At 41.2% G+C, this 16102-nt stretch carries 13 protein-coding genes; 10 read left to right on the top strand and 3 right to left on the bottom strand.

Going from position 1 to position 16102, the window contains the following annotated elements; all coding sequences use genetic code 11:
* The first annotated feature begins 77 nt into the window (after window positions 1-77).
* On the top strand, window positions 78-2504 hold the full coding sequence (locus BN1068_RS21040) for a heavy metal translocating P-type ATPase (protein ID WP_077604774.1): 2427 nt from the start codon (window positions 78-80) through the stop codon (window positions 2502-2504).
* A gap of 3 nt (window positions 2505-2507) precedes the next feature.
* Entirely contained in the window at window positions 2508-2672 is a 165-nt protein-coding gene (locus BN1068_RS23765; protein WP_175637217.1) for a hypothetical protein, read from the top strand.
* Between the two features lie 55 nt (window positions 2673-2727).
* Here BN1068_RS23765 and BN1068_RS21035 read toward each other — a convergent pair whose 3' ends face one another.
* The gene (locus BN1068_RS21035) at window positions 2728-3594 is read right to left on the bottom strand and encodes an SDR family oxidoreductase (protein ID WP_077604773.1); all 867 of its coding nucleotides are present in this window, start codon (window positions 3592-3594) and stop codon (window positions 2728-2730) included.
* Between the two features lie 271 nt (window positions 3595-3865).
* On the opposite strand from BN1068_RS21035, the gene BN1068_RS21030 reads away from it, so the two are divergent.
* From BN1068_RS21030 to BN1068_RS21020, 3 genes are all read left to right on the top strand, one after another.
* Complete coding sequence (locus BN1068_RS21030; RefSeq protein ID WP_077604772.1) at window positions 3866-4306, top strand: hypothetical protein; 441 nt, start codon at window positions 3866-3868, stop codon at window positions 4304-4306.
* 265 nt (window positions 4307-4571) lie between these two features.
* Window positions 4572-5615, top strand: a complete 1044-nt coding sequence (locus BN1068_RS21025; RefSeq protein WP_077604771.1) for an ArsR/SmtB family transcription factor — start codon at window positions 4572-4574, stop codon at window positions 5613-5615.
* Window positions 5616-5628: 13 nt separating this feature from the next.
* Window positions 5629-6843 carry an MFS transporter gene (locus BN1068_RS21020; RefSeq protein ID WP_077604770.1) on the top strand — a complete coding sequence of 405 codons (1215 nt, stop codon included), beginning with the start codon at window positions 5629-5631 and terminating at the stop codon, window positions 6841-6843.
* Window positions 6844-6857: 14 nt separating this feature from the next.
* Here BN1068_RS21020 and BN1068_RS21015 read toward each other — a convergent pair whose 3' ends face one another.
* Complete coding sequence (locus tag BN1068_RS21015) at window positions 6858-7151, bottom strand: UPF0175 family protein (RefSeq protein ID WP_175637216.1); 294 nt, start codon at window positions 7149-7151, stop codon at window positions 6858-6860.
* Window positions 7152-7526: 375 nt separating this feature from the next.
* Window positions 7527-8678, bottom strand: coding sequence for an acyl-CoA dehydrogenase family protein (locus tag BN1068_RS21010; protein ID WP_077604768.1), 1152 nt, complete (start codon window positions 8676-8678; stop codon window positions 7527-7529).
* A 178-nt stretch (window positions 8679-8856) separates the two neighbouring features.
* Between BN1068_RS21010 and BN1068_RS21005 the strand changes: the two genes are divergently transcribed.
* The 5 genes from BN1068_RS21005 (at window position 8857) to BN1068_RS20985 (ending at window position 15997) form a co-directional block, all read left to right on the top strand.
* Window positions 8857-9453, top strand: coding sequence for a DNA-3-methyladenine glycosylase (locus tag BN1068_RS21005; RefSeq protein ID WP_077604767.1), 597 nt, complete (start codon window positions 8857-8859; stop codon window positions 9451-9453).
* A 221-nt stretch (window positions 9454-9674) separates the two neighbouring features.
* Entirely contained in the window at window positions 9675-10940 is a 1266-nt protein-coding gene (locus BN1068_RS21000; RefSeq protein WP_077604766.1) for a beta-ketoacyl-[acyl-carrier-protein] synthase family protein, read from the top strand.
* A gap of 46 nt (window positions 10941-10986) precedes the next feature.
* Window positions 10987-12711, top strand: coding sequence for a class I adenylate-forming enzyme family protein (locus BN1068_RS20995; protein ID WP_077604765.1), 1725 nt, complete (start codon window positions 10987-10989; stop codon window positions 12709-12711).
* Between the two features lie 364 nt (window positions 12712-13075).
* A complete protein-coding gene (gene gntK / locus BN1068_RS20990; protein ID WP_077605188.1) occupies window positions 13076-14620 on the top strand; it encodes a gluconokinase in 1545 nt (514 codons plus the stop codon).
* 18 nt (window positions 14621-14638) lie between these two features.
* Window positions 14639-15997, top strand: a complete 1359-nt coding sequence (locus BN1068_RS20985; protein ID WP_077604764.1) for a gluconate:H+ symporter — start codon at window positions 14639-14641, stop codon at window positions 15995-15997.
* Window positions 15998-16102 lie beyond the last annotated feature (105 nt).

The following is a 16102-nucleotide window of genomic DNA, read 5'->3' as shown; positions in this document are numbered from 1 at the left end:
GGATCGTGCAATCTATTTTCTGCACGATCTCCTTTTTAAATAATTACATACCCTATGCAGGTATGGAGGTGGTTTAAATGGAAGCTAAAAAAGAAGTCACATTGCCTATTGAAGGGATGACATGTGCAGCCTGTGCAACCCGAATTGAAAAAGGGTTAAAGCGGGTAGATGGCGTAGAGGATGCTAATGTCAATTTTGCGATTGAAAAATCAACGATCCACTATAATCCCGAACAAACATCGATAGAAGCGTTTGAGAAGAAAATTGAACAGCTGGGCTACCATGTTCAGCATGAAAAGCAGACATTTGATGTTGTGGGAATGACGTGTGCTGCTTGTGCCAACCGGATTGAGAAACGTTTAAATAAAATGGATGGTGTGAGTGAAGCAAATGTCAATTTTGCTCTGGAGAATGTGGCGGTTGAATATAATGAAAATCAAGTAACTGTCCAGGATATGATGGAGGTTGTGAAGAAGCTTGGCTACGCGCTTAAACCCCAGGTATCCAAGGAAGAGACAACAAATCGGAAGGAAGAGGAGATTCGTCATCAAACCGGAAAATTTATTTTCTCTGCTATTTTATCACTTCCATTATTATGGACGATGGTGACGCATTTTTCTTTCACCTCATTTATTTATTCACCGGATATGCTGATGAATCCATGGGTACAGCTGGCACTGGCAACACCTGTGCAGTTTATTGCCGGAAAACAGTTCTATGTTGGAGCTTATAAGGCATTAAGAAATAAAAGTGCAAATATGGATGTTCTTGTCGCATTGGGAACCTCAGTAGCCTATCTCTATAGTATTTTTCTCGGAATAGAATGGCAAATCAACGGTGCAGCTGGAATGCCTGAGCTTTATTTCGAAGCTGCTGCGGTGATTATTACGTTAGTTCTGCTTGGGAAGTTATTTGAGGTTCGTGCGAAAGGACGCACTGGTCAAGCGATTAAAAAGCTGCTGGATATGCAGGCTAAAACTGCCCGTGTTATCCGTGATGGTGAAGAGCTGGAGATCGCTATTGAAGAAGTAGCTGTCGGCGATCAGGTTATTGTCCGTCCGGGAGAAAAAATACCCGTTGATGGGGCAATTGTCAAAGGGAAGTCAGCTATTGATGAGTCAATGATTACTGGTGAAAGTATACCCGTTGATAAAAATATCGGGGATACAGCAATTGGTTCAACCATCAATAAAAATGGTACGCTGACAATTGAAGCAACCAAAATTGGAAAAGATACTGCCCTTGCCCAGATTGTAAAGGTAGTGGAAGAAGCTCAGGGCAGTAAAGCAGATATTCAGCGTGTAGCAGATCGTGTATCTGGAATCTTTGTTCCTGTTGTTGTCGGGCTCGCTGTTGTAACGTTTCTTGCCTGGTACATCTTTGTTTCGCCGGGGGATTTACGTGCAGCTTTAGTTCCTGCGATTACCGTTTTGGTTATTGCCTGCCCTTGTGCACTTGGCTTGGCGACACCGACCTCTGTCATGGCCGGATCAGGCAGAGCTGCAGAATTAGGTGTTCTGTTTAAAGGCGGAGAGTATTTAGAAAACACCCGCTTGATTGAAACAATTGTATTAGATAAAACAGGAACCGTAACAAAGGGTGAACCTGCATTGACTGATGTCGTTCCTCAAGGGGATATGACGGAAGCTGATTTATTAAAAATGGCAGCATCTGCTGAGAAGCACTCAGAGCATCCGCTTGCTGAAGCAATTGTTAAAGGTGCAGAGGCACAGCGTATTGATTTAATAGAAACAACTGACTTTGAATCGGTACCCGGATCCGGTATCCAAGTAACATGGGAGGGAGAGCCTCTCTATATTGGAACGAGAAAATTGATGAAGCAGCAAAACGTTGATATCCGTAGTATCGAAGAAAGAATGACAGAATTGGAAGCTGACGGAAAGACAGCAATGCTCGTCGGTTTTCAAGGCAAGCTTGCAGGAATGATTGCTGTTGCTGATACCGTAAAAGAAACTTCGAAGGCAGCTATTGATCGTTTGCATGAACAAGGATTAGAAGTGATTTTGCTTACTGGCGATAATGAACGGACAGCGCAGGCAATTGCGAAAGAAGTCGGCGTAGATCGTGTTATTGCAGAGGTTTTACCGGACCAAAAAGCAAATGAAATTAAACGGCTGCAGCAGGAAGGTAAAAAAGTTGCCATGGTAGGTGACGGTATCAATGATGCTCCTGCCTTAGCCATTGCAGACATTGGAATGGCAATTGGTACAGGAACAGATGTCGCAATAGAAGCTGCAGATGTTACTCTGATGCGCGGTGATTTACACAGTGTGGCTGACAGTATTGAGCTGAGTGCAAAAACGATGCGAAATATCAAGCAAAATCTATTTTTCGCCTTTGCCTATAATTCTGCATCCATTCCAATTGCTGCGATTGGGCTGTTAGCTCCTTGGGTTGCCGGCGCAGCGATGGCATGCAGCTCTGTATCTGTTGTGCTCAACGCTCTCAGACTCCAGCGCTTGAAGCTGAAAAGGGAGGCGTAATTGATGTCGATTAAAAAATGGGTGAGTATCGGGATTATCTATGTTTGTCTTGTTGTGATTGCATACGGTGTGCTTACAGGAAAGAACCCATTTGAAAGTAAAGATATAGAGCCTCATGATCATGCGGCAGTGCAAATCTTAGAAGTGAAACAGAGTAGTTTCATATAAAATAGAAAATAGCCGGTATTCTGACGGGAGAATACCGGCTATTTTTGCAGGATGCTTAAGACGATGTCCAGCTACCTCCGTTAATATGGATAGCTTGTCCCGTCATATAAGAAGCTTCTTTGGAAGCAAGCATCACATAAGGCCAAGCATGCTCGGAAGGTTGCCCGGGACGGCCCATTAGAGAATCCTGTCCAAATTGCTCTACTTTATTTTCATCAAATGAAGATGGGATAAGTGGCGTCCAAACTGGTCCTGGAGCAACGGTGTTCGCACGAATACCTTTTTTTTCCAGACTTTGTGCGATACTTCTGGTGAAAGCAGTAATAGCGCCTTTGGTTGCTGAATAATCCATTAACGTGGCATTTCCTTTATAAGCATTGATGGATGAAGTACTAATGATGGAATCTCCCTCTCCCATATGGGGAACAGCTGCTTTTGTCAGATAGAATTGCGAGAAGAAATTCACACGGAATACTTCTTCAAACTGTTCAGAAGGAATATCCTCTACATTTTCCTGAACGAATTGGATGGCAGCATTATTAACCAAAATATTGATACCGCCAAATGCTTGTACGGTTTTTTCGACTAAATCAATACAATGGGATTCTTCTTTTATATCTCCGGGTAGAAGAAGGCATTGCACTCCTTCAGCTTCAACTGATTTCTTCGTATCCTTCGCATCCTCATGCTCGTCCAAATAGGAAATCGCTACGTTTGCTCCTTCTTTTGCGTATAAAATGGCTACAGCCCGGCCAATACCGCTGTCACCGCCAGTAATCAACGCATTTTTTCCTCGTAATTTATCCGTTCCTTTATAATCATATGGCTGATGCGGGAGCGGATTCATTTTTGATTCGAGTCCCGGCTGTTTGTCTTGTTTCTGTCTAGGAGTACCATTCTTCTGCATCTCTGTTGGTTCCATTCATGTGTTCCTCCTTTAATTATTTTTTTCTGTGTTTAGCAACATTTTTCCACGTATAGGTAATTTATAAACATATTTATTGGAAAAGAATCTAAAGCAAAGGCTTTTAAAAGAACCACGTGGATTAAACAGATGAACTTTTTCCATTAGCTGTATTCTTCTTGTTTCTTTCAGTGCAATTTAGGGAAAAGATTTTTAAGAGCCCAATGATAGATACTCAGACAATAAGATTATTTTCTTCATAGCAATGTCAAGGAGTTGAACGATTGATATGAGTTCTTTTTTGAAGAAACTGGAAAGACAATTAACGCTGCCCTTTTTTACGCCGACAATTGACAGTTACCTTGCACTGGGATTTGCTTTTGCCGGTTCTATTGCGGTGAGTTTTACCAGGGGAATTATACCTTTTTGGCAGCTGGTGCTGTATGCTGTGATTATCTTAATCATTCTTACGCCGATTCTTAGAATGGCAGGCAATAAATGGAGAGAGAAGAAGGGGATTAAAGAGGAGGATTTGAAGCCTAATAAGCTGGTGGACCGCATCGTACTCAATGTGCTTCTCGGTTTTACGGTGGTTTGTTTTGTTATCGCGCTGATTATAAATGTATTAGCAGAATCTTTTAACTGGGCATGGATAGGATTTCATATATTTGCTATTCTATTTGTCTATTTTGTCCGTTTTATACATTTCAAACGGCTGGAAAAAAGCTGATGGTCAATGATTGTTATATATGCCAGTGGCGAGTTTGCTTTCTGTTCTTCAGTACTGTTATAACTCTGCCTGATAAAAAGCACTTTCGGTTAAGAGAGTGTTTTTTTGTGAAATAAATAATCTTCATAGTGTATGCCTGTAAAGTGCTTGAGAATGAGGTATAGAAAGATTTGGGTAATTAAATTCTATAAATTTGAAATATAATATTCTATATTTGTAGAATATGTGATACGATAAAGTTAATCAAATACAAAGGAGCGATAACATGGATGTTTTGCAACTAACAAGCAGAGAACGGGAGAGCTATGAGATCCAATTGACTTATTCTATATTATGGGAGTGTGCTTTAGGAATCGCAGCAATAACAAACACAAGATTGCTGGATACATTAGAGAAGCCAAAAGAATATTGGATACAGACAAGAGAATCTGTTTCAGCAGAGTTATCGGAGGAATTGGACTATGTTGAACAAAATAATACATGGAAGGCATTGCTCCAAATACTCCACCAGCAGGAATTTTCCAATCTGGATGTGTTTCAGCAATATGTACAGCATTTAACAGATACAGAATTGAAATTTATTTGCCTGCCATTTATCGGAAATCCGTATCAGGCAGATCGGGAGCAGGCTGCGCAAGGGGAGGAAAAAGCAATCAAAGAGCTGATGCGTATTACTGCTAACAATCCCTTTTTTCCATCATATATCGAATTTATCAGCAGTTGTGAAGCGGAGCCTTTAAAAAAACATCTGATAAAGGTGATGAACAGCTGGTACCAAGAAATAGTGAGAAAGAGTGAGCAGGAAACAAAGGTCATTTTGGAAAAGGATTATCAGTCAAAGAAAGAGAAGCAGCAGAAAATGTCTTCGGAGGAATTAGTGCAGTGGGCTACCGGCGGAGTTACCTATACGCCTGAACCAAGTGTACATACCGTCTTATTAATCCCTCAATATATTTATCGTCCATGGAATATTGAGGCAGATATGGAAGGGACAAAAGTATTTTATTATCCTGTTTCCAATGAAAGTGTATCTCCAAGTGACCGTTATATGCCAGATTATTTTCTGGTTCAAAAATATAAGGCATTGGGCGATGAGGTGCGTCTGAAAATGGTTAAAATGCTGTCTGAGCACCCCAGGACATTACAGGATATGACGGAAAAACTGGATATAGGGAAGTCAACCATCCACCATCATTTGAAGATATTAAGAGCAGCGAAATTAGTAGAGATAATTGATTCAAAGTATTGCTTAAAAAATAATGTATTTACTCTGTTAGCAAAGGAATTTGACTGGTATCTGGAAAAATGAAAGGAGGAAGCGGATGGACACATCGATTTTCAGAAATAGATCGTTTCTTTCCATTTGGATTGGCAATGGGATTTCAGAGCTGGGAGGTGCTTTCGGGACTTTTTGTAATTCCATTTTAATCTATCAATTAACAGGTTCGAAATTAGCATTGGGGAGTATGTGGCTATTATATTTTATTCCATCTTTAGTGCTCCAGCTGTTTATTGGTCCATTTATTGATCGGTGGAGCCGGAAATGGATATTGATTTTCTCTCAGATGGCAAGAGGATTTGTCTTTCTTGTACCGTTGTTTGCTTTATTTACAGACAGCCTGCTGCCATGGCATATCTACCTGGTGCAGATAATTGTTGGATTAATTACACCGCTCTATGTTCCGGCAAATCAGGCGATAACTCCTTCTATCGTGGTAAGGAATCAATTAGAAGCGGCTAATGCATACCTGGAAGGCACGGCACGATTAATGACTTTTACAGCTCCTTTTTTAGGGGGAGTAGTGATTGAATATATAGGTGTTATGCCTACAATGACTTTGGTAAGTACGCTGCTCTTATTTAGCGGATTTGCATTACTGTTTATCCAGGAAGACAGAATTCCGCAAAAAACAAGAGAACCATGGATCAAGGAATTTACCGCAGGGATTACTTACTTTTTTACGAAGCGCGTCATTGTCTGGCTGGGAATATTTCTGGGTTTTGTCCAATTTGGAGTCGGGGTAACAATGGTTACGACACTTCCTTATATTACTGAGGAATTGTCGGGAAGCTATGCAGAATACGGTTATTTTATGGCTGGTTTTCCGGTCGGGTTTATTTTAGGTTCTATCCTGGTTGGTAAAATGAAATATAAAAGCCGAAGAAGATTAATGCTCGGAGCCTTATTTACCGGCGGGCTTACATTTGTTTTCTTATTTATTAATACAAGTGTTTTATTGGGAATTCTGGCAGAGGTAGCAGGCGGAATTGCCATGGCTGTTTTTGGAATACATAATACAACAATCTGTCAAAAAATCATACCTAATCATTTAATGGGGAAAATATTCTCTGTACGGCTGTTGATTATTAGATGCATGATGCCATTAGGTATACTGTCAGGAGGATTTTTAAGTGAAATTTGGGGAGTTCGTCCATTGTATTTAATGATAGGGATGGTGATAAGTACTACTTCTTTATTGGGAATACTGCTTTCGTATTTTAAATTTTTGGATGGGGATTTAGAAAAAGCAATATGAATCTATAATTGATGTCATTTATTTGTCCTGTCTTTGTATTTTTGAATAGCCAGTTCATCATCTTTAATGTGTTCAGGAGTGTATTCCATCCAGGGGATTTTTATACTTTGTAGGATGTCTATAAAATTTACCAATGGTATTCCTGCAAGTTCAGCAACACGCTCTAAAGTAACAGTACCTTCTGCAAACATTCCAATAGTTAGTGATAAGCGTACCTTTTCATCAATATTTTTCCCATTAGAGCTCTTATCAAGAATTTGAATAATTTCATGAGGTAAACGAACGTTCTTATCGTTGTTTTCCAGCATACTCCGCCACCCTTTTCTATTTATCATATGTGCTCATAATATCATTTTAACATATTTATGTACAATAACTGAAAAGGCTTACAGAACTGGGTTTTTACTATATATAACACGGCAATCTGTCAAAAAAATCATACCGTATCACTTAATGAGGAAAGTATTCCTTGCCTGATTGTTGATTATCGGATGTATGGTGTATTAGGGATACTGCTTCCGTATTTTAAGTTTATGGATGAGGACATAGAAAAGAAAATCAATAAAAATCTTGCTTGAAAATAAGCTATATGAAAAACTAGTTTCATATAGCTTATTTTCATTAAAAGTGCTTCGTTTATTATCATTCGTTTAGTATCTTTAAAAACGTGACAATGAAATACTTTACAGCTCCCGTATGGACTTATCTGCTAACTGCATGATCGTCATATCATCCATTGGCGGATTATGCAGACCGGCCCGGACATCACGGTAATAGCGTTCAAAATTATTTTTCAGCTTGAGGCTTTGTGCACCGACAACACGCATGGCAAGATCTACACCCTGCACGGCTTTATTGGTGACAGACAGCTTCACAGCTCCTAATTCAGGGCCTATAGTATTTCTGGTTTCTTCATCACTGTTATCCCACTTTTCGGCAACTGCATGCAGGAAGTATTGTGATTCCAGCAAAAGAAGCTCCAAGTCTCCAAGCTTTTGCTTCACGTTAGGCAGTTCAGAAATGGTTCCCTTGATGCTGTTTGGCGAATAGCTTGTTGCAAAGGCAACAGCATCTTTCTGGGCAGCCTGGGCAATCCCAAGATAGCATGCCGGAATATGCAATAACCAGCCCGCTGGTTTTCTTTTCTGATTCGATGTAATTTCAACAAGATCCTCTTTATCTAAATGAACCTCTTCTAAAACAAGATCATGACTTCCGGAGCCGCGCATTGCGATAGAATCCCATGTTTCTTCCACATTAACACCTTTCAAATCATGCTTCACAAGGAAATTACCGACATCATCTGTTCCATCAATAGATGCACTGACCACAAAATAAGTTAAGATTGGTGACAGTGTGGTAAAGGTTTTCCGGCCGGTAATTACCCAGCCGTTATCTGTTTTTACTGCTGTTGTTTCCGGCTTTCCACCGCGAGTCGGGCTACCTGTTGCCGGTTCGGTAGCAGCATTGTTTAATAATGCGCCATTTGCGATAACATCCTTGATAACTTTTTTATAAACATCTTCATCCCAAGGCCTGCTTTCGCCCAAATGCTTCATAATCCCCATATGCCAGCCGATAGACAATGCAGTTGAACCGTCTGCCTGAGCGATAAGCTGCTGATAGGTAAGTAATTCATCAAGTGAAATACCTGCTCCGCCATCCTTTTTTGGGGTAGTGAGTGAAGGATAGCCGATTTTTTGCAGGTCTTTAAAGTTTTCATAGGGAAAAGCGCCATCTGGAAGCTGACGAACACGCTCTCCAAAGGGTTCAATGGTTTTTGATAAAAGCTGGGTTCTATCTTCTTTTGTTTGTAATTCTGCTAAAATAGTCATGCAGGTACTCCTCCTTGAAAAAGACAAAGTATGTTAATCAGATTTGTATTATTTATATTATTTCATTGTTGGAGGAATAGTTCAATTAACATGTAACGCATTTTTTTGTATAATCTAATGATCGAAATATTATAAAATAGGGTAGACTAGAGTAGAGAGAATGTAAGGAGTGTATACATTGAATCAGGATCTAAATTTAACCCCTTTACCAAAAACTTTTTACCAATCCCCCACCTTACAATTAGCAGAGGAACTGCTTGGGTGCGTTTTAGTAAAGCAGACGGAGGAAGGAACGAGCTCTGGATTTATTGTAGAAACAGAAGCATATCTGGGAAGTGCTGATAGAGCAGCACATGGATTTGGAAACCGGCGGACAAAACGGACGGAAATTCTTTATGCTGAAGCTGGTATGACATATACCCATCTCATTCATAATCATTGTCTGATTAATGTCGTCAGCGCGGAAAAAGAAGTGCCGGAAAGTGTATTAATCCGGGCAGTGGAGCCTTATACGGGAGTCGATCAGATGCTGGTCCGCCGACCGGTGAAAAAATTTCAAAACTTAACAAGCGGACCGGGCAAGCTGACGCAGGCATTAGATATTAATATGGGAGATTATGGACGATCTCTCATGGAGCCGCCGCTATTTATTGCAGAAGGAAAGAAACCGGAGAAAATCAGCAGCGGTCCGCGGATTGGCATAGATAATTCTGGTGAGGCAAGGGATTATCCATATCGGTTTTGGGTTGCCGGTAATAAATTTGTTTCTAAATAAGAGCTGAGATCCTCGTTATCATTTGTTGGATAACGAGGATTTTTTCGTCTGGAAATGCGAATATTGATTTAGATAGTTTGAGGAAAATATGCACTTACTCTATAATGATACTGAGAATTAAAAACTATATGACAGCTTTGAAATTGTAGCTGATTATGTTCATAATATAGACAGAATGCAGGGGAAGATATTGTCTAAAAATATGCAGAGGAGTATGAGTGATGAAGCAGATAGAGATTGCAGTAACAGGAATGGGAGCTGTCTCTCCATTCGGTATGGGGGTTTCAACTTTTTGGGACAATTTAATTGCGAATCGTTCTGCAGTAAGGGAAATAACAGATGAAAATGTAAGCAAATGGACAAAGGTGGGCGCGCGCGTACCTGCATTTGCAGCTTCCGATTTTCTTTCTAAAAAGATAGTCAGAAATACTGATTATTTTACCCAGCTGGCACTAATTGCAGCAGATGAAGCATTAAGGGATGCAGGATTGTTTAAAAGTGATGGCGAATCCTTTATAGATGATGTAGACAGGAACCGGTTTGGAACAGCAATTGGGACGGCTTTTGGAGGAATTCAGTCCTTGGAGCAGGCTTCTGAAAAATTAGCGACGGGGAAGGCGAAAAGAGTAGGGCCACGTATGATTTCTAAATCAATTCCGAATGCAGCGGCAAGTACGATTTCCATTCAGTATGGATTTAGGGGACCGTCAAATACATATGTAACAGCTTGTGCAGCTTCGGCAAATGCCATTGGAGAATCTGCCTACTGGTTTTTCCGTGATGACGTGGATTATATCCTTGCTGGAGGTGTGGACAGCCTGTGGTCCAATGTCTTTTTATCTGGACTCGGAGATGCAGGTGCATTGGCAGCAAAAGGACCAGAGGATTTTTCAACGTGGTCCCGCCCGTTTGATGCTACAAGGACAGGAATGGTAATGGGTGAAGGGGCAGGCTTGTTTGTCCTTGAACCGCTGGAGCGTGCCAAAGCAAGGGGAGCACATATCTATGCAACCTTAAAAGGATATGGAGCCTCCAATGATGCTTATCATGATACATCACCGGACCCGGAAGGAACAAGCGCCGCATTGGCAATCGAGCGTGCGCTCCGTTCAGCGCAGCTGGATTCGTCAGATATTGATTATATTAATGCGCATGCAACATCTACACCAGCTGGTGATATTGCTGAAACGAAAGCGTTAAAAATGATATTTGGAGAGAGGCTGGATGACATGCCGGTCAGCTCGATAAAAGGCAGTGTCGGACATCTGTTAGGAGCTGCGGGGGCGATTGAAAGTATTGCATGCATTAAGGCTATAGAGACGGGGATTTTACCGGCAACGCTTCATTCCGAAACACGGGACGAGGAGGCACCAAAGGATATTGTTCCAAATACAAGCCGAAAGCAGCAAATTAAGACAGCGATGAGTAATTCCTTTGGCTTCGGCGGTCAAAACGGAATTGTGATTTGGCAGGCGCCTCAGGCTTAGATGAATAGGGAAAAAATGAAACGAATAATGAAATGGAGAGATAACCATGCTGGAACAACAACAGGGTCATAAAAGTGTGGAGGATAGACAAGCAGCACTGGAAAAAATGTATCCAAGCTGGGAAAAGCGGACAATTGCGACGCATTTTTATAAGCAATGTCAGCAATATAGCAAGTCCCCATTAATTATGATGCCGGATAAGGTTATGACCTACGGAGAAATGTGGAAGACAGCGCGTAACTATGCAAAGGCTATGGTGCATTTAGGGGTTGCACCGGGCGATCATGTGGCAGTTTTGATGGAAAATGAACCCGAATATACAGCTCTATTTATTGCTTCCTCTATGGTTGGGGCAGTTGTAGTCCCCTTGAATACACAGCTTCAAAAAGAAGAATTGACCTATATGCTTCGTCAATCTGATACCAATTGGCTGATTACCCATCAATTTGCCGGTAAACAAAGTCATGCCGAAGCTTTAAAAGATGTTGTTTCTGAACTCCAAGAGGATGCAGAGAGCCCTTTTAAAAAGGCAGTTTGTATACCGAATAAAGATACAGAGATTCCAAATGTTTATATACAATGGGACGTATTTTTACAGGGAGCAGAAATGATAAAAGAACCCGATTTAAACAATCGTTGGAAAGAAACAGATGATCCGGACGCTTGTGCGGCAATTATTTATACATCTGGATCAACCGGATTGCCAAAAGGAGTTATGCTGACAGATGATATGCTGCTTCGCTCTGGTTTTGCGACGTGTCTTACAAGAGGATATGAAGTGGGAAGACGGATTTATGCACCATTGCCGATGTACCATGTTTATTTTCTGCAGGAAGGATTATTTGCAGCTTCCTTTGTAGGAGGAGGTATGGTGACATGTCATGCTTTCCAGCCGCTGCAATCACTCCAGCTGATGGAAAAATATCAGGTTCATGATTTTCTGGCAGTACCATCGATGCTTGTCGCCTTATTGAATCGTCCGGAAGTTAAAAATACAAATTTGGATCATCTTTATGCGTTATTATGCTGTGCAGCACCTTCTCCAGTTCCATTATGGAAAAGAGCTGTAGAGGAATTAGGAGTAACAGAAATCGGTACGGGCTGCGGGGCTACAGAGGCCGGCTCTACAACGATGCTTACTGAAATTGATGATCCTTTGGAAATAATCTCGACAACGGTAGGAAAGGTAAAAACAGCAGGGATTGCCGGTCATCCAGAATTTGGAGATAAAAGTGTCATCTACAAAATTATTGATCCAGACACAAGGGAAACATTACCGGAAGGCTCTGTCGGTGAACTGGCAGTACGGGGGAATGTTGTCACGGAGGGCTATTATAAAAAGCCGGAGGAGACAGCTTCTGCAAAGGATAAGGAAGGATACATCCGCAGCGGGGATTTGGGAACGATCGATGAGCATGGATATATCCGCTTATTAGGCAGAAGTAAAGACCTGTATAAGGTATCCGGAGAAACAGTGGCTCCGAAAGAGGTGGAGGATGTGATTTCCATGCATCCGGCAGTGAATCAGGTCTATATTGTCGGCGTGCCGGATCAATTAACAACAGAAACGGGTGCCGCATTTATTGAGTTAAAGCAGGGCGAAACCTGCACGAAGCAGGAGGTCAGAAAGCTGTGCCGTGAGCATGTGGCACGCTTTAAAATACCTCGTCATATCTGGTTTGTGGAAGCGAAGGACTGGCCGCTGACAGGAACAGGTAAGATTCAGAAATTTAAACTGCAGGATATAGCACGGGGAAAATTGAAGAAATAATAGATGAACCCTCCTGCTGAGTGAGATAAATCTTGCTCGGCAGGAGGGTTTTTAATTCAGGTGGAGGGAGGATGAGGATATCTTTATCAGTTTGAAACAGATTGAAATATTACATGTAATTTATTCAATGCACCTAAATTAGATTTTTTATGAAAAGATATAATAAAAGCGTTTACAAAACAAAAAATACGTGTTAGTATACCTGTATACAAGTATTCATATAAAATATACATACCTTGAAAGCCCTTTATTATAATAAATTAGAGAAGTATAAGTACATTTAATAAATGACAGCAGGATATTTTAAGGAATGTGCGTGTTCCTAAAAAGATTGTGAGGGATAAAAGTGAATCAAAATAAAGTTATGCTCGGCGTAGATATTGGTACAACAAGCACAAAAGCAGTGCTCTATCGGGAAACTGGTGAGATTATTGCGCAAAGCAGCCAGGGTTATGATTTGCATACACCAGATGTTCGGACTGCTGAGCAGAATCCGGAAGAAATTTATCAGGCAGTGCTTTATGTGATCAGGGAAACAATCAAGGACGCAGAGATAGATAAAAAGGATCTTTCCTTTATTTCCTTTAGCAGCGCCATGCACAGCTTAATTGCGATGGACGAAAATAATAAAGCAATTACACCATGTATCACCTGGGCAGATAACCGCAGCTTAAATTGGGCAAATAAAATCAAGAATGAATGGAACGGTAATGATGTTTATATGCGGACAGGTACACCGATTCATCCCATGTCACCACTTAGTAAAATTACATGGCTGGAGCAGGAGCGCCCGGAAGTAGCCGAAAAGACAAAGAAATACGTCGGTATTAAAGAATATGTTTTCTATCAATTATTCGGTGAGTATGTCATGGATTATTCTCTTGGCTCTGCTACAGGCATGATGAACCTGGAGCAGCTATCCTGGGATGAAGGAGCTCTGCAGATTGCCGGGATTTCAGAAGATAAACTGCCAAGACTGGTTCCTACTACGGAAATTTTTACAGATTGCCAGCACGAAATCGCTGCAGATTTAGGGATTGTTCCAGATACTAAGTTTGTTATTGGAGCAAGTGACGGCGTGCTGTCTAATATTGGAGTGAATGCAATTAAAGAAGGAGACGTTGCCATTACAATCGGTACGAGCGGGGCAATCCGCACCGTTATTCCCAAACCTCGCACAGATCAAAAAGGGCGTATCTTTTGTTATGCGCTAACAGAGGATCATTGGGTGATTGGCGGACCGGTAAATAATGGAGGAATGGTGCTGCGCTGGATTCGTGATGAGCTTGCTGCAAGTGAAGTGGAGACAGCAAAACGCTTAAATATTGATGCTTATGAAGTATTAACTGCTATCGCAAAGCAGGTAGAGCCGGGGGCTAACGGCCTTTTATTCCATCCGTTTTTAGCGGGGGAACGTGCACCGCTTTGGAATGCCAATGTCCGTGGATCATTTATCGGCTTAACTCTAAATCATAAAAAAGAGCATATGGTCCGCTCTGCTTTAGAAGGTGTAATTTTTAATCTGTACTCAGTATTCCTGGCATTGGTAGAAGTAATGGATGTACCAGTGAGGTCTATCAAGGCAACAGGAGGATTTTCGAAATCAGAGCTGTGGCGCCAAATGATGTCAGATATTTTTGATCAGAATGTCATCGTTCCAAAAAGCTATGAATCTTCTTGTCTGGGAGCTTGTTTACTCGGGTTGTACGCAGAAGGAAAAATTGATTCCTTTGATGTCGTGGAAGATTTGATTGGTTTTACCCATCAGCATGAACCCAATCCAGAGCATGTTCAAGCTTATCGGGAATTAATGCCAATTTTTATTAATATTTCCCGCTCACTCGAACAGGAATATGAACAGATTGCAGCTTATCAAGAAAGGAAATCATTAGAAAATCAAAAGAAATAGAACGGGAGATGAAGAGAAATGGAAAATATTTATCCGCTTATAATTGTTGCTTTGGCAGTAGCTGCGTTGCTGCTGCTGATTATGAAGTGGAACTTAAATACATTTATTTCATTGGTTGTTGTTGCGCTCCTGACTGCATTGGCATTAGGGATGTCTCTAGGAGAAATTGTTGATACCGTACAGGCGGGGCTTGGTGGCACACTTGGCGATATTGCGCTTATCTTTGTTTTTGGAGCCATGTTAGGGAAATTGATAGCTGATGCCGGCGGTGCACAGCGTATTGCTTTAACACTGATTAATAAATTTGGCGAAAAGCGTATCCAATGGGCGGTGGTTATTGCCTCATTTATCATTGGTATCGCATTGTTCTTTGAGGTGGGACTGGTCTTATTAATTCCGATTGTTTACCAGATTGCAAAAGAAACCAAACTTCCATTGCTCTATCTTGGTTTACCGATGACGGCTGCATTATCTGTAACACATGGGTTCTTGCCGCCTCATCCCGGCCCGACAGTGATTGCCCAGCAGTATGAAGCAAACATTGGTATGGTGCTGTTAATTGGTATTTTCATTGCTGTTCCAACTGTTATTATTGCAGGTCCGGTTTTTACAAAAATATCTCAAAAATTAGTGCCGGAAGCTTTTTCGAGAATTGGTAATATTGGATCTCTTGGTAATACGAAAACCTTTAAAGAAGAAGAAACACCTGGATTTGGTATCAGCGCCTTAACTGCACTTTCTCCAGTGATTTTGATGGCGGTTACAACTATCGTGCAGCTGATTCAGGAAATCGGCAATATAACAGATAATCTATTTTTTGAAATCGTACGTACAATTGGAGATCCGACAATGGCTCTCTTGCTCTCCTTGCTATTTGCTATTTATACAATGGGAATAGCACGCAAGATCCCAATGAAGACGTTAATGAGTTCGGCAGAGGAATCGGCTCGTGGAATTAGTATTATTCTGCTGGTTACTGCAGGCGGCGGTGCTTTGAAGCAGGTATTAATCGACGGTGGTGTCGGTGATGCGGTAGCTAATATCTTTTCTGGCACGAATATGTCTCCAATTTTCCTGGCCTGGTTAATTGCAGCTATTCTCAGAGTGTCATTAGGCTCGGCAACGGTTGCTGCATTAACCACTGCTGGAATGGTTATTCCTTTAATGGAAGGTTCTGACGTGAATCTGGCATTGATGGTATTAGCTACAGGAGCAGGAAGCTTAATTGCTTCCCATGTTAACGACACAGGATTTTGGATTTTCAAGGAATACTTTAATTTATCTATGAAAGAAACCTTTGCAACATGGACATTACTGGAAACAATAATCTCTGTATCAGGTCTTGTATTTACTCTATTATTCAGCTTATTTATTTAAGGAAAATGCGGCAGGACGGGTTTTAAAAGATACTGGCTTGCCGCACTGGAATTGGAGCGGGTACTAATCGTCCGAGTGAAGAAAGAGCTAAAATTTTATACAAAG

This window comes from Oceanobacillus sojae (assembly GCF_900162665.1).
Taxonomy (GTDB): Bacteria; Bacillota; Bacilli; order Bacillales; family Amphibacillaceae; genus Oceanobacillus; species Oceanobacillus sojae_A.
This window is presented reverse-complemented; position numbering and strand designations above follow the sequence as displayed.

Coding starts and splice junctions, on each gene's coding strand:
- BN1068_RS21040 (WP_077604774.1), top strand. CDS start 78: ATGGAAGCTAAAAAAGAAGTCACATTGCCTATTGAAGGGATGACATGT.
- BN1068_RS23765 (WP_175637217.1), top strand. CDS start 2,508: ATGTCGATTAAAAAATGGGTGAGTATCGGGATTATCTATGTTTGTCTT.
- BN1068_RS21035 (WP_077604773.1), bottom strand. CDS start 3,594: ATGGAACCAACAGAGATGCAGAAGAATGGTACTCCTAGACAGAAACAA.
- BN1068_RS21030 (WP_077604772.1), top strand. CDS start 3,866: ATGAGTTCTTTTTTGAAGAAACTGGAAAGACAATTAACGCTGCCCTTT.
- BN1068_RS21025 (WP_077604771.1), top strand. CDS start 4,572: ATGGATGTTTTGCAACTAACAAGCAGAGAACGGGAGAGCTATGAGATC.
- BN1068_RS21020 (WP_077604770.1), top strand. CDS start 5,629: ATGGACACATCGATTTTCAGAAATAGATCGTTTCTTTCCATTTGGATT.
- BN1068_RS21015 (WP_175637216.1), bottom strand. CDS start 7,151: ATGCTGGAAAACAACGATAAGAACGTTCGTTTACCTCATGAAATTATT.
- BN1068_RS21010 (WP_077604768.1), bottom strand. CDS start 8,678: ATGACTATTTTAGCAGAATTACAAACAAAAGAAGATAGAACCCAGCTT.
- BN1068_RS21000 (WP_077604766.1), top strand. CDS start 9,675: ATGAAGCAGATAGAGATTGCAGTAACAGGAATGGGAGCTGTCTCTCCA.
- BN1068_RS20995 (WP_077604765.1), top strand. CDS start 10,987: ATGCTGGAACAACAACAGGGTCATAAAAGTGTGGAGGATAGACAAGCA.
- gntK (WP_077605188.1), top strand. CDS start 13,076: ATGCTCGGCGTAGATATTGGTACAACAAGCACAAAAGCAGTGCTCTAT.
- BN1068_RS20985 (WP_077604764.1), top strand. CDS start 14,639: ATGGAAAATATTTATCCGCTTATAATTGTTGCTTTGGCAGTAGCTGCG.